Raw genomic sequence first — 18,750 nt, forward strand, 5'->3', positions numbered from 1 at the left:
CTACCTCCAGGTCTTCTTTTTCTTCCAGCGCCGCTCGCCGCGCACGCCCTCGTCCTTCACGCCGAGGTAGAACTCCTTGATGTCCTCCTTCTCGCGCAGCCGCTCGCAGCTGTCCTCCATCACGATGCGGCCGTTCTCGAGCACGTAGCCGTGGTCGGCCGCGTTGAGCGCCATGTTGGCGTTCTGCTCCACCAGCAGGATGGTGGTGCCGCGCTCGCGGTTGATGCGCACCACGATCTCGAAGATCTCCTTGGTGAGCTTGGGGCTCAGGCCGAGGCTGGGCTCGTCGAGCAGGATCAGCTGCGGCGCCGCCATGATCGCGCGCGAGATCGCGAGCATCTGCTGCTGCCCGCCCGAGAGCAGGCCGGCGTCCTGCGTGGCGCGCTCGCGCAGGATCGGGAAGTAGCCGAACACGGTCTCGATGTCGCGCGCCACGCCGTCGCGGTCCTGGCGCGTGTAGGCGCCCATCAGCAGGTTGTCGCGCACCGACAGCAGCGGGAACACCTCGCGGCCTTCGGGCACGTGGCTCAGGCCCTGCTGCACGATGTGGGCCGGGTCCCTGGCCGTGATGTCGCGGCCCTGGAACTCGATGCTGCCCTTGCGCGGATCGATGATTCCCGAGATGGTCTTGAGGATGGTGGTCTTGCCGGCGCCGTTGGAACCCAGCACGGTCGCGATCTCGCCCTGGCGCACCTGGAGGCTCACGCCGCGGATGGCCTTGATCGGGCCGTAGGCGCTCTCGACGTTGAGCAACTGAAGAACCACGTCGCTCATGCTCGAACCCTCCGCAGGCTGCTCACGTCGTCGACCGTGCCGAGGTAGGCCTCCACCACGCGCGCATCGGCCTGCACCTCGCGCGGCGAGCCCGTGGCCAGCACCTCGCCCTGGTTCATCGCGAGCACGCGGTCCGACACCTTCGACACCAGCGACATGTCGTGCTCCACCATCAGCACCGACACGCCGAGCTCGTGCTGGATGTCCTGGATCCAGAACGCCATGTCGGCCGTCTCCTCGACGTTGAGGCCCGACGAGGGTTCGTCGAGCAGCAGCAGCTTCGGCTCGGTGCACAGCGCGCGCGCCAGCTCCACCACCTTGCGCACGCCGTAGGGCAGGCCCGCCACCATCGCGTCGCGGTGGTGCTGCAGGTCGAGCAGCTCGATCACCTGCTCGACCTTCTCGCGCGCCTCGATCTCGGCGCGCCGCGTGGCCGGCGTGAAGAACAGCTCGCGCCAGAAGCCGCTGCGCCGGTGCGTGTGGCGGCCGATCAGCAGGTTGTGCAGCACCGTCGCATGCTCGAACAGCTCGATGTTCTGGAAGGTGCGCGCGATGCCGAGCGCCGCGATCGCATGCGGCGCCTGGCTGGTCAGCGCCACCGCGCCGCCGGCCTCGCCATGCCAGGTGATCTGGCCCGAGGTCGGCGTGTAGATGCGGCTGATCAGGTTGAACACCGTGGTCTTGCCCGCGCCGTTCGGCCCGATCAGCGTGAACACCTCGCCGCGCCGCACGTCGAAGCTGACCTTGTTGACCGCGAGCACGCCGCCGAAGCGCACGCTCAGGTCCCGGGCCGAGAGAAGGATGTCGCCGCCGCTCATCTCAGGCGATCCGACTTGGTGAAGGACTTCTGCCGCTTGAACAGGCCCTTGCGGTAGAACGGAAACAGCTGCAGGTAGGTGCGCACCTTGAGCCAGCGCCCGTACAGCCCCAGCGGCTCGAACAGCACGAACACGATCAGCACCACCCCGTAGACGAAGCCCTGCAGGCCCGGCGCCTGGCCGATCACCGCGGGCAGCCAGTCCTTGCCCATCGAGATCAGCTGCGGCATCGCGATCAGGAAGATCGCGCCGAGGAAGGCACCATGCACCGAGCCGAGCCCGCCGATCACCACCATCAGCAGCAGGTCGATCGACTGCAGGATGTTGAACTGGTCGGGCGAGATGAAGCTCAGCTTGTGCGCATAGAGCGCGCCGCCGAGCCCCGCGAGCGCGGCCGAGATCGCGAACGACATCGTCTTGTAGCGCGCGAGATGGATGCCCATGCTCTGCGCCGAGATCTCCGAGTCGCGGATCGCCACGAAGGCGCGGCCGGTCGGCGAGCGCAGCAGGTTCAGGATGCCCAGCGTGCTGAGCACCGCCACCAGCAGGCACAGGAAGTAGAAGCCGTCGCCCGAGCCCAGCGACCAGCCGAAGAGCTGCGGCGACTTCACGTGCAGGCCCGCGTTGCCGCCGGTCACGCTCTCCCAGCGCGCGAACACCTCCTCGACGATGAATCCGAACGAAAGCGTCGCGATGCCCAGGTAGATGCCCTTCACGCGCAGCGCCGGCAGCGCCACCACCACGCCCACGCCGGCCGACAGCGCCGCGGCCGCGACCAGCGCGAGCGGGAACGGCACGCCGAGGTTGGTCAGCACGCCCTGCGTGTAGGCACCGGTGCCGAGGAAGGCCGCGTGGCCGATCGAGAACTGGCCCGTGAAGCCCGCGAGCAGCATCAGGCCCAGGCCGACGATGCCGTAGATCAGCACGAAGGTCAGTTGCGCGAGCCAGTACTCGTCGATGACCCACGGCGCGGCCAGCAGGAAGACGCACAAGAGGCCATACCAGAAGACCTGGCCGCCATGCTTGGCGAGCCGGATGTCCTGGTCGTAGGAAGTCTTGAAGATGTAGCGCATGTTCAGACTTTCTTGCGCAGCTTCTCGCCGAACAGACCGTTCGGTTTGATCATCAGCATCAAGAGCACCACGATGTACGGCGCCGTGTCCTTGAAGCCGTCGGGCAGATAGAAGCCCGCGAACGACTCGACGATGCCGATCACCAGCCCGCCGACGATCGCGCCGGGCAGGCTGCCGAAGCCGCCGACCACCGCCGCCGGAAAGGCCTTGAGGCCGATGAAGCCCATGTTGGCGTGCACGAAGGTGATCGGCGCGAGCAGCATGCCGGCGATCGCCGCGACCGCGGCCGCCAGCCCCCACACCAGCCCGTTGAGCCGCTTGACCGGAATGCCCATGTAGTAGGCCGCGAGCTGGTTCTGCGACGAGGCCTGCATCGCGATGCCGAGCTTGCTGTAGCGGAACATCGCGAACAGCAGGCCGCAGAGGATCGCGGTGGCGACGATGATCACGAGCTGCTCGAGGTTCACCACCAGCTCGCCGAGCTTCCAGATCCGGTCCTTGTAGGGCACGGCCAGCGCATGGGTCTCGGTGCCGATGCCCGGCACCATGGTGACCAGGCCGCGCGCCACGTAGGCGATGCCGATGGTGAGCATCACGATCGAGAACTGCGGCTGGCCGAGGATCGGGCGGATCACCACCAGCTCGAGCAGCACGCCGAAGGCCGCCATCGCGGCGATGGCGAGCACGGCCGCGAGCCAGAACGGCATGCCGAACAGCGACATGCCCGCGAACGCGGCGAAGGCGCCAAGCATCATCAGGTCGCCCTGCGCGAAGCTCACCGTCTCGGTGGCCTTGTAGATCAGCACGAAGCCGAGCGCGATCAGGCCGTAGATGCAGCCTTGCGCGATGCCCGACAGCAGGAGCTGGAGGATCTGCACGACGGGAACCTCCTTGGCCTTACTGGCGCAGGTGACGGAACGGGGACGTGAAGGGGCGGTAGGCCGCGCCGGCGGCGTCGTGCAGCGCGAGGCGCCGCGAGCCGGCCAGGATGTCGCTGGGCTTCAGGCCATAGACCTGGCGGATCGAATGGCTGAAATGGGTGGAGTCGGGATAGCCGGCCTCGAGCGCGATGTCGGTCAGGGTGGCGGTCTGGCGCACGTAGCGCAGCAGGCTGCGCGCGCGCTTCCAGGCGCGGAAGGCGCGGAAAGCCATGCCGGTCTCCTGCTTGAACAGGTGCAGGAAGCGCGAGAACGAGAGGTGCACCGAGGCCGCGCATTCCTCGGCCGAGGTGGCGGCCGCGGGATCGGCGTTGATCGTGTCGATGACCTTGCGGATGCGCGCATCGAGCGCGCGCGGCGCGAGCGGCGCGCCGAAGAACTGGCGGTCGAAGTCCAGGCCGTCGAAGCGCTGGCCGCGCGCCGAGGCGGCCAGCAGCTGGGCATGGCTCTCGCGCACGCGCTGGACGAAGGCCGGTGCCTGCACCGGGCCGCAGTGCTGCAGCCAGTCGGGCATGCGCGCGGGATCGACCGACTCCGATTCGATCAGCAGGTTGAGGATCAGCGGATGCGCGCTCTCGATCTCGATCGGCACCTGCGGCGGCACCACCAGCAGTTCGCCGCTCTGCCAGGCGCCGCCGCCCACGCGCAGGCGGTTGGGCGGTGCACCCGCGGGAGAGATATAGACGCCATGGCCGCCCATGGTGCGCACGGCGGCACGGCCCAGCAGGCCGGCGTAGAACACGCGCTGCGTGGTGAGCCACATCAGGCGTTCGCCCTGGCCGCGACCCTCGCGGGCACCGCCTTGCGTCGACGGCGCCATCCTCGTTCCCTGCATGGTGTCTGTCTCCTGCATTCGGGGGCCTGGGCCAGGGCACGGGCCCTGGGTCGGCGTCGTTGTGGGGCTGATCGTAGCGGGGCACGCGCGCGGCGCGGGGCCCATTTGCGCGGGGACTTTCCCTAGGCCTGCGGCTTCGCGGCCGCGAACGCGCGACGCAACTCGGTGGCGCAAAGCGCGACCGCGGTGTTGGCCTCGTCGAGCATCTTGCCCATGGTCACGAAGCCATGGATCTGGCGCTCGAAGCAGACGTAGTTCGCGCTGTTGCCGGCCGCGGTCAGCGCCTCGGCATAGGCCAGGCCCTCGTCGCGCAGCGGGTCGTAGCCGGCCGTGAGCACCAGCGCCGGCGGCAGCCGCGACAGATCGCCGTGCAGCAGCGGCGAGGCACGCCAGTCGAGGTCGTGCTTCCCATCGGTGATGTAGTGGTCGTGGAAGTAGGTCATCGTGTCGCGCGTCAGCAGGTAGCCCTGGCCGTTGGTCTGGTGCGACGGATGGCCGCGCCGCATGTCGGTGGCCGGGTAGATCAGCAGCTGGAACACGAGCGGCAGGTCGGCGCTGTCGCGCGCGGCGATCGCCACCACCGCCGCGAGGTTGCCGCCGGCGCTGTCGCCGCCCACCGCCATGCGGCTCGCGTCCACGCCCAGCGCCGCGGCCTCGCGCAGCACCCAGCGCGTGGCGGCCAGCACGTCGTCGACCGCGGCCGGGAAGCGGTGCTCGGGGCCCATGCGGTAGTCGACCGCCACCACCGCGCAGCCCGCGTCGTTGGCCAGTTCGCGGCACAGCACGTCGTGCGTGTCGAGGTCGCCGATGACCCAGCCGCCGCCGTGGTAATACACCAGCACCGGCAGCGGGCCGGCGCCCGAGGCCAGCGGCCGGTAGATGCGCACGGGAATAGGGCCGTGCGGCCCGTCGGCCGCGAGGTCGCGCACCTCGGCCACTTCGGCCGGCAGCGGCTGGGTGGCGGCGCGGCGCTCGCGGTAGAAGGCGCGCGCGTCGGCGGGCGACAGCGTGTGGGTCGGCGGGATGCCGCGCGCCTCGATGAAGTCGAGCAGCGCGCGGGCCTGGGGATGCAGCATGGTGTCTCCGGTGGATCGATCGATCGACCCAGTGTGGAGCGCGGCGCGCGCGGACGGTATCCGCATGCACCCGCATGCCTCCCCAGGGCCGGCGTCTTTCGTCAGCCCCGGCACCATGCCTGCGCCTGCGCGGCGCGGCTTGCGAAAACTGGCTACCGCTGTCGCGCGCGCAACCGGGCGGCCGAAGCGTTCAGGCCTGGCGCGGCTTCACGCGCGAAGCCGCTTCCTTGGCGTTGGCGCGCGCGGTCTCCACGTCGGCGGCATGCGCCAGCGCCACGCCCATGCGGCGCTTGACGAAGCTCTCGGGCTTGCCGAACAGGCGCAGGTCCACGCCCGGCACCTGCAGCGCCTCGGCCACGCCGTCGAAGGCGATGCCCTGGGCATCGACGCCGCCGTAGATCACCGCGCTGGCGCCCGGGCTCTTGAGCGTGGTGTCCACCGGCAGGCCGAGGATCGCGCGCGCATGCAGCTCGAACTCGTTCTGCCACTGCGTGGCCATGGTGACCATGCCGGTGTCGTGCGGGCGCGGGCTGACCTCGCTGAACCAGACCTGCTCGCCCTTGACGAACAGCTCGACGCCGAACAGGCCCTGGCCGCCGAGGTCGGTCGTGACCGCCTCGGCGATCTGCTGCGCCTTCCGCAGCGCGGCGGGCGCCATCGGGTGCGGCTGCCAGCTCTCGACGTAGTCGCCGCTGACCTGCACATGGCCGATGGGCTCGCAGAACCGGGTGCTCACGGCGCCGCCGGCGTCCTTGGCGCGCACGGTCAAGAGCGTGATCTCGTAGTCGAAGTCGATGAAGCCCTCGACGATCACGCGGCCGTGGCTCACGCGGCCGCCGGCCATGGCGTAGTCCCAGGCCTTCTGCACATCGGACGGGCCGTCGATCTTGCTCTGGCCCTTGCCGGAGCTGCTCATCACGGGCTTCACGATGCAGGGGTAGCCGATGCCGCCGTCGATCGCGGCCTGCAACTCGGCGAGCGAATCGCAGAACTTGTAGGGGCTGGTGGGCACGCCCAGCGTCTCGGCCGCCAGGCGGCGGATGCCTTCGCGGTCCATCGTGAGGCGGGCGGCGCGGGCCGTGGGGATCACGCGCACCGTGCCCGCGTCCTCGAGCTGCTGCAGCATCGGCGTGGCGATGGCCTCGATCTCGGGCACCACGAGCTGCGGCTTCTCGGCCTCGATCAGCGCCTGCAGCTGCGCGGGGTCGCTCATGACGATGGTGCGCGCATGGTGGGCCACCTGCTGGCCGGGTGCGTTCTCGTAGCGGTCGACGGCGATGGTCTCGACGCCCAGGCGCTGCAGGGCGATCAGCACCTCCTTGCCGAGTTCGCCGGAGCCGAGGAGCATCACGCGGGTTGCCGAGGGGGAGAGGGGGGTGCCGAGGGTGGTCATGGCGGCTTCTGTCGGTTCGGGAGGGAGAAAAAGAGGGGAAAAGCGCGAGCGCGCACTGTAAGCCACCCGTGTCGCCCGCGGCAACGACGCGCCGGCGGGGCTGATCCACAATGGACGGCACGGCGGCTGGCCCGCCTTCTTCTTTCTTCCCCTTTCGTTTTCTCAAGGAGCATTTCTCATGGCGATTCAGACCGTCGGCATCATCGGCGCCGGCACGATGGGCAACGGCATTGCGCAGGCCTGTGCGGTGGCGGGCGTCAAGGTGGTGATGATCGACGTCGCGCAGGCGGCGGTCGACAAGGGCCTGACCACCGTCTCGGGCAGCCTCGACCGGCTGATCAAGAAGGAAAAGCTCACCGCCGAGCAGAAGGCGGCCGCGCTGGCGCTGATCCAGGGCTCGACCAACTATGACGACCTCAAGGGCGCGCAGCTCGTGATCGAGGCCGCGACCGAGAACCACGCGCTCAAGCTCAAGATCCTCAAGCAGGTCGACGAGCTCGTGGGCCCCGAGGTCATCATCGCCTCGAACACCTCCTCGATCTCGATCACGCAGCTGGCCGCCGCCACCTCGCGCGCCGACCGCTTCATCGGCATGCACTTCTTCAACCCGGTGCCGATGATGGCGCTGGTCGAGCTGATCCGCGGCTACCTCACGAGCGACGCCACCCACGACACGGTGAAGGAACTGGCCGAGCGCCTGGGCAAGTCGCCGATCACGGTGAAGAACGCGCCGGGCTTCGTGGTCAACCGCATCCTGGTGCCGATGATCAACGAGGCCTTCTTCGTGCTGTCCGAGGGCATCGCGACCGCCGAGGACATCGACGCCGGCATGAAGCTGGGCTGCAACCAGCCGATCGGCCCGCTGGCGCTGGCCGACATGATCGGCCTGGACGTCTGCCTCGCGGTGATGGAGGTCTACCTCGACCAGTTCGGCGACTCCAAATACCGCCCCTGCCCGCTGCTGAAGGAAATGGTCGCCGCCGGCCAGCTGGGCCGCAAGACCGGCCGCGGCGTCTACACCTACTGACGCGCCGAAGAACGAGGAGACAGGGAACGCCATGACCGCCACGCCCACCACCCCGCCGACCGAAGGCTGCATCGACACCCAGGTGCTCGACCACGTGCTGCTGATCGGCATCAACCGGCCCGCCAAGCGCAACGGCTGGACGCCGCCGATGTTCCGCCAGCTCGCCGAGGCCTACACGCGCCTGGACGACGATCCGAAGCTGCGCGTGGGCGTGCTGCATGCCTTCGGCGACCACTTCACGGCCGGCCTCGACCTGCCCGCGGTGGCCGACTACATGAAGCGCGGCGAGAAGGCGATCCCGCAGGGCCTGGTGGAGCCGCACGACTTCGGCCTCGAGGGCTACCGCCGGCGCACCAAGCCGATGGTGGTGGCGGTCAAGGGCATCTGCTTCACGGTGGGCATCGAGCTGATGCTCGGCGCCGACATCGTGGTGGCGGCCGACAACTGCCGCTTCTCGCAGATGGAGGTGCAGCGCGGCATCATGGCCACGGGCGGCGCCACCTTGCGCATGGCCGAGCGCGCGGGCCTCGGCAACGCGATGCTGCACCTGCTGACGGCCGACGAGTTCGGCAGCGCCGAGGCCTATCGGCTGAACTTCGTGCAGAAGGTGGTGCCCGCGGGCCAGGAGCTCGACGAGGCGCTCGCGATCGCGCAGCGCATCGCCGCGCAGGCGCCGCTGGCGGTGGTGGCCACGCGCCTCAACGTGCTCAAGGCGATCGAGCACGGACCGCTGGCCGCGGTCGGCGAGTTCATCGAGACGCAGAAGCGGCTGTCGAACAGCGAGGACGCGGCCGAGGGCGTGCGCTCCTTCATCGAGCGCCGGCCCGCGCGCTTCAGCGGGCGCTGACGAACGCCCCCGCTCCTCCCCTCTTCTTCCCCTCTCACCATGACCCTGCGACTGCGCGCGGCCCTGGCCGCCCTGACCCTCTCCGCCGTGAACACCTCCCTCCACGCCCAGGCACCGGCCGCGCCCGCGGCCCTGCCCGATCCCGCGGCCACCTCCGTCGACGCGCTCGGCTGGATGCGCGGCTTCCCGCCGCCGCCCGACAAGCTGATCACCTTCGAGAACCCCGCCGGCAACGCCTTCCCGCGCAACCGCTGGACCTTCTCGCACGTGCGCGAGGTCGTGCCCACCGCCAACGTGTGGCGCGGCAGCGGCGCCGCGAGCCCGCTGCCGGCCGCCACGGGCGTGACGCCCGAGCAGATCGAGGGCATCCGCTTCAAGTCGCTGTCGGGCGAGGACAGCACCGTCGCCCAGATGATCGCCAACACCTACACCGACGGCTTCCTGGTGCTGCACCGCGGCCAGGTGGTGTACGAGAAGTACTTCGGCGCGCTCACGCCCGAGCGGCCGCACCTCGCGATGTCGGTCACCAAGTCCTTCGTCGGCACGCTCGCGGCCATCCTCGCCGACGAGGGCAAGCTCGACCCCGCGGCGCCCGTGACCCAATACGTGCCCGAGCTCAAGGACAGCGCCTACGGCGACGCCACGGTGCGCCAGGTGATGGACATGACCATCGGCGTGCGCTATTCCGAGAACTACGCCGACCCCAAGGCCGAGATCTGGGACTACTCGCGCGCCGGCGGCTTCATCCCGCGCGCGCCCGGCTACAGCGGCCCGAAGACCTTCTACGAGTTCCTTGCGCTGCAGAAGAAGGAAGGCACGCACGACGAGGCCTTCGGCTACAAGACCATCAATGCCGAGGTGCTGGCCTGGATCCTGCGCCGCGCCAGCAACCAGTCGCTGGCCGACCTGCTCAGCGAGAAGATCTGGCGCCGCATCGGCGCCGAGCAGGACGCCTATTTCATGGTCGACAGCATCGGCACCGAATCGGGCGGCGGCGGCCTCAACACCACGCTGCGCGACCTCGCGCGCTTCGGCGAGACCTTGCGCAACGGCGGCCGCGCGCCCAACGGGCAGCAGGTGATCCCGAAGGCGGTGGTCGACGACATCCGCCGCGGCGGCGACACCGCCAAGTTCGCGAAGGCCGGCTACGGCCTGCTGCCGGGCTGGTCGTACCGCAACATGTGGTGGGTGTCGAACAACGCGCACGGCGCCTACATGGCGCGCGGCATCCACGGCCAGAGCATCTACGTGGACCCGGCGGCACAGATGGTGATCGTGCGCTACGCGGCGCACCCGATCGCCGCCAATGCCGGCAACGACCCGCTGACGCTGCCGGGCTTCGCCGCGGTGGCCGATGCGCTGATGAAGCGCCCCTGATTTTTCCTGCCCTCTCCCGCCGGGAGAGGGCGCCTGAAAACCCCGTGGCACGAAATACTTTGCACACAATTTAATTGAGTGCCATAATTCGCCCATGCCCTCCCTCACGCAAGACGAACTCCTGAAGCTGGACAACCAGCTCTGCTTCGCCATGTACTCCGCCTCGCTGGCCATGACCCGCCTGTACAAGCCCCTGCTCGACAAGCTCGGCCTCACCTACCCGCAGTACCTGGTGATGCTCGCCCTGTGGGAAAAAGACGGTCCCATGGTCTCCGAGCTCGGCGAGCGCGTCTCGCTCGACTCGGGCACGCTCACCCCGCTGCTCAAGCGCCTCGAGGCCAACGGCTTCGTGGCCCGCGTGCGCGACGTGGCCGACGAGCGCCGCGTGCACATCACGCTCACGGCCGCGGGCCGTCGCCTCAAGGCGCGCGCGGGCCACGTGCCCGAATGCCTGCTCGCGGCCTCCGAATGCTCGGTGCCCGAGCTCGTGGACCTCACCCACCAGATTCAAGCGCTGCGCGACCGCATCCGCAAGGCCGCCTGAGCAAGCAAGCCATTTCAATCACTACAACAGGTTTCTCCCGCCGCGTGCCATTCCGGACCACGACGGCTTTCTTCAACCACCGTTCCACTTCGACCAAGGAAACATCACCATGACCACCAAGCTCGACAAAGTGCTCTACACCGCCCAGGCCCACACCACGGGCGGCCGCGACGGCGCCGGCAAATCCAGCGACGGCGCGATCGACGTCCAGCTGAGCTCGCCCGGTTCGGGCAAGCCCGGCACCAACCCCGAACAGCTGTTCGCGGTCGGCTACGCTGCCTGCTTCATCGGCGCGATGAAGGCCGTGGGCCCGAAGATCGGCGTCAAGGTGCCGGACGACGTGGCGATCGACTCCAGCGTCTCCCTCGGCCCGACGAATGGCGGCGCCGCCTACGGCATCGCGGTCAAGCTCGCGATCACGCTGCCCGGCCTCGACGCCGAACAGAAGCAGAAGCTGGTCGACACGGCCCACCAGGTCTGCCCGTACTCGAACGCCACGCGCGGCAACATCGACGTCGAACTGACGATCGCCTGAGCCTCCCGCGCTCCATGACGAAGCCCCGCTCGCGGGGCTTTTTTGCGTGCGCGCGCTTGTCCCGCGCGTGACGCGCCGGCGACCTGCGCGATGGCGCCTTTCACGAAGCTTGGCTAATGTCACGTGGACGCACCCCTTGCCACCCCAGCGGCCGGAACGCCGCGCAGCCACGGAGCCTCGACACGCCATGAGCACCACCCTCAGCCTGCAGATCCGCAAGAGCCGACTGGGCGACACCCGCCTCGACGACAGCACCGACACCCCGCTGGCCGACGGCCAGGTGCGCGTGCGCATCGACAGCTTCGCGCTGACCTCGAACAACATCACCTACGCCGCCTTCGGCGACGCCATGAGCTACTGGCGCTTCTTCCCCACCGGCGACGAGGCCTGGGGCAACATCCCCGTGTGGGGCTTCGCGAGCGTGGTGCAGTCGCTGCATCCGGGCGTGGCCGTGGGCGAGCGCCTCTACGGCTACTGGCCCATGGCCACCGGCGCGGTGCTGAGCCCGACGCGGCTCTCGCCCGAGCGCTTCGCCGACGGCGCCGCGCACCGCGCCGAGCTGCCGGCGGTCTACAACCAGTACTTCCGCTGCAATGCCGACCCGCTCTACACCGCCGACAGCGAGGACACGCAGGCGCTGCTGCGCCCGCTGTTCATCACCTCCTGGCTGATCGACGACTTCATGGCCGACAACGACTTCTTCGGCGCGCGCACCATGCTGCTGTCGAGCGCCTCGAGCAAGACGGCCTACGGCACCGCGTTCCAGCTGCACCAGCGCGAAGGCATCGAGGTGGTCGGCCTGACCTCGGCCGCCAACGTCGGCTACTGCGAGAGCCTGGGCTGCTACCACCGCGTGCTGCGCTACGACGCGCTCGACGAATTGCCGGCCGACACGCCCTGCGTCTACATCGACTTCGCGGGCAACGGCGCGCTGCGCGAGGCGATCCATGCGCGCTTCACCGGCCTGCGCTACAGCTGCGCGATCGGCGGCACGCATGTCGAGGAACTGGCCTCCAAGGGCGCCACCCGCGAGCTCGCGGGCCCGCGCGCCACGCTGTTCTTCGCGCCCGCGCAGATCAAGAAGCGCACCGCCGAATGGGGCGCCGAGGAATTCAGCCGCCGCATGGTGGCGGCCTGGCAGGCCTTCACCGCGCGCGCGACCGATGCCGCCAGCCCCTGGCTGCGCGCCGAGCACCACCACGGCGGCGCGGCCACGCAGGCGGCCTACCGCCAAGTGCTGGCCGGCAAGGGCGATCCGCGCACCGGCCACATCCTGTCGCTGCACGCGCACCCCGGCGGCCTCTGAAAAACGCGCGGGGTGCGGGCGACGACAATCGCCGCATGATTCCCGATTCCCCCGCGGCGCCCGCCGGCCACCCTGCCCATCCCTACGAGAGCCTCACGCCCGACGTGGTGCTCGACGCGCTCGCGGGCCTCGGCCTGCACGGCGACGGCCGGCTCACCGGGCTCAACTCCTACGAGAACCGGGTCTACCAGGTGCACCTCGAGGACCCGCAGCCGCACCCGGCCGTGGTGGTCAAGTTCTACCGGCCCGGCCGCTGGAGCGAGGCCGAGATCCTCGAGGAACACGCTTTCTCGCTCGAACTCGCCGCGGCCGAGGTCCCCGCCGTGCCGCCGCTGGCCTTCGGCGGCGCCACCTTGCACCGCCATGCCGGCTTCGCCTTCAGCGTGAGCCCCTACCGCGGCGGCCGCGCGCCCGAGCTCGACGACTTCGAGGTGCTCGAATGGGTCGGGCGCTTTCTCGCGCGCATCCACACCGTGGGCGCCGCGCGCCCCTTCGAGGCGCGGCCCGCGCTCGACCTGCGGAACTTCGGCACCGCCTCGCGCGACTGGCTGCTGGCGCACGACAAGCTGCCGCTCGACGTGCAGCGCGACTGGGAGAAGGCCTGCAACGAGGCGCTCGAGATGATCGCCGCGACCCCGCTTTCAGGCTCGGCCGCCGCTGGCGACGGGCCGCGCAAGCTGCGCCTGCATGGCGACGTGCACCCCGGCAACATCCTCTGGACGCCGACCGACCGCCCCCACGGCGGCCCGCACTTCGTCGACCTCGACGATGCGCGCACCGGCTTCGCGGTGCAGGATTTGTGGATGCTGCTGTCGGGCGAGCGCGCCCAGCGCACCGCGCAGCTCTCGGGGCTGCTCGACGGCTACGAGCAGTTCCGCGAATTCGACCGCCGCGAGCTCGCGCTGATCGAGCCGCTGCGCACGCTGCGCCTGATCCACTACAGCGCCTGGCTCGCGCGGCGCTGGGAAGACCCGATCTTCCCGATCAACTTCCCCTGGTTCGGCAGCAGCGACTACTGGAAGGGCCAGGTCCAGATGCTGCAGGACCAGTGCGAGGCGATGGCCGAGGACCCGATCTACGCCTGAACCGTCGGCGCCGACAGCCGGCGGATCTCCTCGCGCACGATCTCGCGGTGATGGTGCGAGGGCGAGAGACCGATGAACTGCGTGTACTTCTCGAGCGCGGCCGCGACGTTGCCCGCGTCCTCGAGGTCCAGCGCCTCGAGCATCAGTTGCGTGAACAGCCGGTTGGCATCGGCCTCGCGGCGCGAGGCCGCGAGCGTGCGCGGCTGCAGCTCGGGCTGCTCGGCATAGATCCGGCGCTGCACCTCGATCAGCTCGACCATCGCGCGGCCGATGCGGTGCACCTGCTCGGTGGCCGGCTCGAGGCCGCAGGCCCGCACGTCGGCCGCGGCCTGGTCGAGCAGGTGCGAGGCCACGCGCAGCAGCCGGTTCAACGATTTGAGGCTCATGGCAGCACCGCCCCGGCCGTGCCCGCCGGCCCGGCCTTGCACGCACGCGCCGCCATCAGGACGCCAGCTCCGCGCCGTCGAGCTGCCGCTTGAGCGCGAGCTGCGTCTCGCGCTCGGCGATCGCGAGCCGCTTGGCCGCCTGCTCGCCATGGGTCTTCACCGAGAAGGCCTTGCTGACGGTGCCGCGCCCGGCGATGAAGGTGATCGCCATCCAGTAGCCCGGATGGTCGGGCCGCGGCGACTTGAACTGCACGCCGCTGGTGCCGCTCGAGTTGTTGCGCCGCACGATCTCCGCGCGCGAGAGCCGCGCCGTGCGCGCGCGCGGCGCGGCATCGGTCTCGCGGCGGATCGCCTCCTCGGCCGGGTGCACGTGCGCCAGGCCGGTCATCTGCGCGAGCTGGCGCGCGCGCTCGGCCAGCGCCGCCGCATGGGCCGCGCGATCGGCGCCGTCGACCGAGAAATAGGTCTGCAGGATCTGGTCCTCGGCGATGTAGGTCTTGGCGAGCCAGGCACGCACGCGGCCGTCGGGCGCGACGCGGCTGTAGACGCCGGGCGCACCGGTGCTGTTGTTGGCGCGCGGCTGCTCGGCCCGCGCGCGGCGCGCGATCGGCGGGTGCTGCCGCACGATGGCGTCGCGCCAGTCCTGCGCATGCGCGAGCGCCTGTTCGGCGCCGCCGTAGCTGGCCTGGCCGAACTGCCGGTAATGGCGGGTTCCGTTGCGCATGACGGAGACCTCGTAGCCCCAGGGCCGGGTGAAGATGCCGTACATGGCGGCGGAATTGGGGATACCTTTGGGCATGCTGGCGTCGACTCGGCCATGTCGTTGATCTGAACCCCCTGGCGGCACCCCTTTTTTCTGGCGTGCTCTTGAAGGCCCGGGCCACGGCGAGGTTGGCGGGAATACTAAAGCCTTCGCAAGGCCTTGGGCATCACCGGTTCCGGTAGCCCGGCGCGGCGCGGGGTCGATGTCCCGCATGGTCACCGCCCTGCCACGAAGACGGTGCAGAACGGCGTCCGCGTTCAGCGCTTCGCGCTCTCGCGCAGGCTCTTCGCGAGCCCGTCGAGCAGCCGCTGCACCAGCATGTTCGGCGGTCCCGCGCGCCACACGCCGTAGGCCTCCGACGGCGTGACCTCGCGGTCGAGCGGACGGAACACCGCACCGCTCAACGCCGAGTGCCGCATCGCCTGCGGCACCAGCGCCACGCCCATGCCCTGCGACACCAGCGAGACCACCGCGAGCCAGTGCCGCACCTCGTGCCGCACCTCGGGATGGAAACCCGCGTCGGCGCAGATCGAGAGGATGCGCTCGTGGTAGTCGGGCGAGGCCTCGCGCGAGAACAGCACGAAGGGTTCGCCGCGCAGCTCGGCCGGCGCGAGCGCGCGCCGCCGCGCCAGCGCATGGCCCGCGGGCAGGCAGCAGACGAAAGGCTCGGTCAGCAGCAGCCGGTGCTGCAGCTCGGGCGGCATGCGCGCGGTGTGGACGAAGCCGAGGTCGAGCCGGTCGTGCATCAGCTCGGCGATCTGCACGCCCGAGTTGAGTTCCGCCAGCGTGATGCGCACCGCCGGATGTTTGGCCTGGAACGCACGCAGCGCCTGCGGCAGGCCGCGGTAGAGCATCGCGCCGACGAAGCCGATGCGCAGCCGGCCGGCCGAGCCCTGCGCGATGTCACGCGCCTCGAGCGCGGCCTCCTCGGCCTGCTGAAGCAGCCGGCGCGCCGACACGCGCAGCGCATCGCCCGCGGGCGTGAGCCGCACCTCCTTGCTGTTGCGCTCGAACAGGCGCGCACCCACCGTGTCCTCGAGCTGGCGGATCGCCACCGACAGCGGCGGCTGCGAGATCGAGAGCCGGCGCGCCGCGCGCCCGAAGTGCAGCTCCTCGGCGAGCACGGAGAAATAGCGCAGGTGACGCAGTTCCATGAATAGGAAAATCGAATCGAGCAAGACCCAAACGATATTAGACACGGATCGTCACGGCTTGAACAATGGCGCGAATCCAGGAGACAAGCCATGCCCCAGACGTCTGCCGTGCCTGCAGCGCCCGCCGTTCACCCCATCCCCGACCGCCACGGTCAGAACCTCTACACCGTCGACACCGAGCTGCAGTCGCTGCTCGCGCTCTACCTGCCCGAGGACTTGCTGCGCCACCTGCGGCCGCAGCTCGAGCGCCTCGGCGGCCTCGCGGGCGGCAGGCTCGACGAACTGGCCGGCACCGCCGACCGCAACCCGCCCACCTTGAAGCAGCGCACGCGCACCGGGCTCGACGAACAGCAGGTGATCAAGCACCCGGCCTACGTCGAGATGGAGCGCCTCGCGCTCAGCGAATTCGGGCTGGCCGCGATCTCGCACCGCGACGAGACGCTGGGCTGGAAAGGCCGCATGCCGCCGCTCGTGAAATACGCGCTGACCTACCTGTTCGTGCAGGCCGAGTTCGGCCTGTGCTGCCCGGTCTCGATGACCGACTCGCTCACGCGCACGCTCAAGAAATTCGGCGCGCCAGAGCTGGTGCGAAAGTACCTGCCGCGCCTGACCTCGCTCGACTTCGACGAACTCGCGCAGGGCGCGATGTTCATGACCGAGCAGGCCGCGGGCTCCGACATCGCCGCCACCGCCACGCTGGCGCGGCGCGAGGCCGACGGCAGCTGGCGCCTCACGGGCGACAAGTGGTTCTGCTCGAACCCCGACGCCGACTTCGCGATGGTGCTCGCGCGCGCCGAGGACGGCGTGGCCGGCATGAAGGGCGTGTCGCTGTTCCTGCTGCCGCGCCGGCTCGACGACGGCAGTCTCAACCACTACCGGATCATCCGGCTCAAGGACAAGCTCGGCACGCGCTCGATGGCCAGCGGCGAGATCCGGCTCGAGGGCGCGCTCGCCTTCCTGGTCGGCGAGGAAGGCCGCGGTTTCGTGCAGATGGCCGACATGGTCAACAACTCGCGGCTGTCGAACGGCGTGCGCGCCGCGGGCCTGATGCGCCGCGCGGTGGCCGAGGCCGAGTACATCGCGGCCGAGCGCCAGGCCTTCGGCCGCACGCTCGACCGGATGCCGCTGATGCAGCGCCAGCTCGACAAGCTGCGCGTGCCGGCCGAGCAGGCGCGCACCATGGTCTGCCAGACCGCCTTGGCGCTCGCGCGCTCCGATGCCGGCGAGCCCGATGCCTACGCGCTCCTGCGCATCCTCACGCCGCTCATCAAGTTCCGCGCCTGCCGCGATGCGCGCAAGGTCACCGGCGACGCGATGGAGGTGCGCGGCGGCTGCGGCTACATCGAGGAATGGAGCGATCCGCGGCTGGTGCGCGATGCCCACCTGGGCTCGATCTGGGAGGGCACGAGCAACATCGTCGCGCTCGACGTGATCCGCGCCGTCAAGCGCGAGGGCTCGCTGCCGGTGCTGCGCGCCCATTGCGAAAAGCTGATCGCCGAAGCCGAACCGGCCCCGGCCTTCGCCCAGGCGCTGCGCGATGCGCTGGCGCGCGCCGCCACGCTGGCCGAGACGGCCGCGCGCGAAGGCGGCGACGTGCTCGCGCGCCAGGCCGCCTCGGCGCTCTACCACTGCACCAGCGCGAGCGCGATGGCCTGGGAGGCCGCGCGCACCGGCTCGGCCGCGCGGCTGCGCTGGTCGCAGCTCGCGCTGCTGCACCGCGTGCTGCCGCGCGATCCGCTCGCGCCCGATGCGCTGCCCGCGGACTGGACCGCGGCCTGAGCCCTTCCCTCGAACAAAGAACGGAGACCTCCTCTATGAAACACCTCGCTTCCGTCCTCGCGCTGGCCACCGCCTGCGCCGGCCTGCTGGCCGCGGCGCCCGCCGCGCAGGCCGACACCGCCTTCCCGTCCAAGCCGATGATGCTGGTCGTGCCCTTCCCGCCCGGCGGTCCCACCGACGCGATGGCGCGCACGCTCGCGGCCGAGATGAAGGACCGCATGGGCCAGCCGATGATCGTGGAGAACCGCGCCGGCGCGGGCGGCAACATCGGCGCCGAGTACGTGGCGCGTGCCGAGGCCGATGGCCATGTGCTGCTGTTCGGCACCTCGGGCCCGCTCGCGATCAACGCCAGCCTCTACCGCAAGATCAACTACGACCCGGTCAAGAGCTTCGCGCCCGTGATCCAGGTCGGCTACCTGCCGAACATCCTGGTGGTGAATCCCGCGCTGCCGGTGAAGACCGTGCCCGAGCTCGTCGCCTATGCCAAGGCCAACCCCGGCAAGCTCAGCTATGCCTCCTCGGGCAACGGTGCCTCCTCGCACCTCGCGGGCGTGCTGTTCAACTCGATTGCCGGCACCGACTTCCAGCACATCCCCTACAAGGGCACCGGCCCCGCGCTCAACGACCTGCTCGGCGGCCAGGTCAGCATGACCTTCACCGACATCCTCACCGCGCTGCCCTACGTCAAGGCCGGCAAGCTGCGCGCGCTGGGCGTGGCCACCCTCGCGCGCTCGCAGGCGCTGCCCGAGGTGCCCACGATCTCGGAGCAGGGCTACAAGGGCTACGACGTGAGCGTGTTCTTCGGCATCGTCGCGCCCGCGGGCACGCCGGCCGATCGCGTGGCGAAGCTCAACCATGCTTTCGCCGAGGTGCTGAACTCGCCCAAGGTCAAGCAGATGTTCGCGGCCCAGGGCCTCGAGGCCAGCGCCGACACCTCGCCGCCAAAGCTCGGCCAGTTCATCGCGAGCGAGTCGGCGAAGTGGAAGGACGTGGTCAAGAAGTCGGGCGCGCAACTCGACTAGCGCATCCGCAACCGATCC

General features: G+C 70.0%; 19 protein-coding genes. 9 read left to right on the top strand and 10 right to left on the bottom strand.

Annotated elements, in window-relative coordinates:
- From ACEN9J_RS18370 to purT, 7 genes are all read right to left on the bottom strand, one after another.
- Window positions 1–774: an ABC transporter ATP-binding protein gene (locus ACEN9J_RS18370; RefSeq protein ID WP_093355294.1), complete on the bottom strand. Its 774-nt coding sequence runs from the start codon at window positions 772–774 to the stop codon at window positions 1–3.
- Window positions 771–1,592 (bottom strand): ABC transporter ATP-binding protein, encoded by an 822-nt coding sequence (locus ACEN9J_RS18375; RefSeq protein ID WP_203203899.1) that lies wholly within the window; start codon window positions 1,590–1,592, stop codon window positions 771–773. The genes ACEN9J_RS18370 and ACEN9J_RS18375 overlap by 4 nt, the downstream gene beginning before the upstream one ends.
- Window positions 1,589–2,665 (bottom strand): branched-chain amino acid ABC transporter permease, encoded by a 1,077-nt coding sequence (locus ACEN9J_RS18380; protein WP_413761711.1) that lies wholly within the window; start codon window positions 2,663–2,665, stop codon window positions 1,589–1,591. Before ACEN9J_RS18380 ends, ACEN9J_RS18375 begins: the two co-directional genes overlap by 4 nt.
- Window positions 2,666–2,667: 2 nt before the next feature.
- Window positions 2,668–3,543 carry a branched-chain amino acid ABC transporter permease gene (locus ACEN9J_RS18385; protein ID WP_057595118.1) on the bottom strand — a complete coding sequence of 292 codons (876 nt, stop codon included), beginning with the start codon at window positions 3,541–3,543 and terminating at the stop codon, window positions 2,668–2,670.
- A gap of 19 nt (window positions 3,544–3,562) precedes the next feature.
- Window positions 3,563–4,438: a helix-turn-helix domain-containing protein gene (locus tag ACEN9J_RS18390; protein WP_057595119.1), complete on the bottom strand. Its 876-nt coding sequence runs from the start codon at window positions 4,436–4,438 to the stop codon at window positions 3,563–3,565.
- A 122-nt stretch (window positions 4,439–4,560) separates the two neighbouring features.
- Complete coding sequence (locus ACEN9J_RS18395) at window positions 4,561–5,514, bottom strand: alpha/beta hydrolase (protein WP_413761712.1); 954 nt, start codon at window positions 5,512–5,514, stop codon at window positions 4,561–4,563.
- Between the two features lie 190 nt (window positions 5,515–5,704).
- Window positions 5,705–6,907, bottom strand: a complete 1,203-nt coding sequence (gene purT, locus ACEN9J_RS18400; protein WP_296737174.1) for a formate-dependent phosphoribosylglycinamide formyltransferase — start codon at window positions 6,905–6,907, stop codon at window positions 5,705–5,707.
- A 178-nt stretch (window positions 6,908–7,085) separates the two neighbouring features.
- Here purT and ACEN9J_RS18405 point away from each other — a divergent pair, with 178 nt between their 5' ends.
- The 7 genes from ACEN9J_RS18405 (at window position 7,086) to ACEN9J_RS18435 (ending at window position 13,628) form a co-directional block, all read left to right on the top strand.
- Entirely contained in the window at window positions 7,086–7,934 is an 849-nt protein-coding gene (locus ACEN9J_RS18405; RefSeq protein ID WP_057595122.1) for a 3-hydroxybutyryl-CoA dehydrogenase, read from the top strand.
- Window positions 7,935–7,965: 31 nt separating this feature from the next.
- Window positions 7,966–8,781, top strand: coding sequence for a crotonase/enoyl-CoA hydratase family protein (locus ACEN9J_RS18410; protein ID WP_057595123.1), 816 nt, complete (start codon window positions 7,966–7,968; stop codon window positions 8,779–8,781).
- Between the two features lie 39 nt (window positions 8,782–8,820).
- On the top strand, window positions 8,821–10,158 hold the full coding sequence (locus tag ACEN9J_RS18415; protein ID WP_413761713.1) for a serine hydrolase domain-containing protein: 1,338 nt from the start codon (window positions 8,821–8,823) through the stop codon (window positions 10,156–10,158).
- 94 nt (window positions 10,159–10,252) lie between these two features.
- Window positions 10,253–10,702, top strand: a complete 450-nt coding sequence (locus tag ACEN9J_RS18420; RefSeq protein ID WP_057595125.1) for a MarR family winged helix-turn-helix transcriptional regulator — start codon at window positions 10,253–10,255, stop codon at window positions 10,700–10,702.
- A 109-nt stretch (window positions 10,703–10,811) separates the two neighbouring features.
- Window positions 10,812–11,237, top strand: coding sequence for an organic hydroperoxide resistance protein (locus tag ACEN9J_RS18425; protein ID WP_057595126.1), 426 nt, complete (start codon window positions 10,812–10,814; stop codon window positions 11,235–11,237).
- Window positions 11,238–11,424: 187 nt separating this feature from the next.
- Window positions 11,425–12,543 carry a DUF2855 family protein gene (locus tag ACEN9J_RS18430; RefSeq protein WP_413761714.1) on the top strand — a complete coding sequence of 373 codons (1,119 nt, stop codon included), beginning with the start codon at window positions 11,425–11,427 and terminating at the stop codon, window positions 12,541–12,543.
- 35 nt (window positions 12,544–12,578) lie between these two features.
- Window positions 12,579–13,628 (top strand): serine/threonine protein kinase, encoded by a 1,050-nt coding sequence (locus ACEN9J_RS18435; protein WP_413761715.1) that lies wholly within the window; start codon window positions 12,579–12,581, stop codon window positions 13,626–13,628.
- Here the strand turns inward: ACEN9J_RS18435 and ACEN9J_RS18440 are convergent.
- The 3 genes from ACEN9J_RS18440 to ACEN9J_RS18450 form a co-directional block, all read right to left on the bottom strand.
- Complete coding sequence (locus ACEN9J_RS18440; protein ID WP_057595129.1) at window positions 13,619–14,014, bottom strand: hypothetical protein; 396 nt, start codon at window positions 14,012–14,014, stop codon at window positions 13,619–13,621. The genes ACEN9J_RS18435 and ACEN9J_RS18440 overlap by 10 nt on opposite strands.
- A gap of 55 nt (window positions 14,015–14,069) precedes the next feature.
- Window positions 14,070–14,813 carry an AP2 domain-containing protein gene (locus tag ACEN9J_RS18445; protein ID WP_413761716.1) on the bottom strand — a complete coding sequence of 248 codons (744 nt, stop codon included), beginning with the start codon at window positions 14,811–14,813 and terminating at the stop codon, window positions 14,070–14,072.
- Window positions 14,814–15,034: 221 nt separating this feature from the next.
- A complete protein-coding gene (locus tag ACEN9J_RS18450; protein WP_057595131.1) occupies window positions 15,035–15,931 on the bottom strand; it encodes a LysR substrate-binding domain-containing protein in 897 nt (298 codons plus the stop codon).
- 90 nt (window positions 15,932–16,021) lie between these two features.
- On the opposite strand from ACEN9J_RS18450, the gene ACEN9J_RS18455 reads away from it, so the two are divergent.
- Both ACEN9J_RS18455 and ACEN9J_RS18460 read left to right on the top strand, forming a co-directional pair.
- Window positions 16,022–17,710: an acyl-CoA dehydrogenase family protein gene (locus ACEN9J_RS18455; RefSeq protein WP_413761717.1), complete on the top strand. Its 1,689-nt coding sequence runs from the start codon at window positions 16,022–16,024 to the stop codon at window positions 17,708–17,710.
- Window positions 17,711–17,745: 35 nt separating this feature from the next.
- Window positions 17,746–18,732 carry a Bug family tripartite tricarboxylate transporter substrate binding protein gene (locus tag ACEN9J_RS18460; RefSeq protein ID WP_413761718.1) on the top strand — a complete coding sequence of 329 codons (987 nt, stop codon included), beginning with the start codon at window positions 17,746–17,748 and terminating at the stop codon, window positions 18,730–18,732.
- Window positions 18,733–18,750 lie beyond the last annotated feature (18 nt).

Source organism: Variovorax sp. Varisp41, assembly GCF_047325085.1.
Taxonomy (GTDB): domain Bacteria; phylum Pseudomonadota; class Gammaproteobacteria; order Burkholderiales; family Burkholderiaceae_C; genus Variovorax.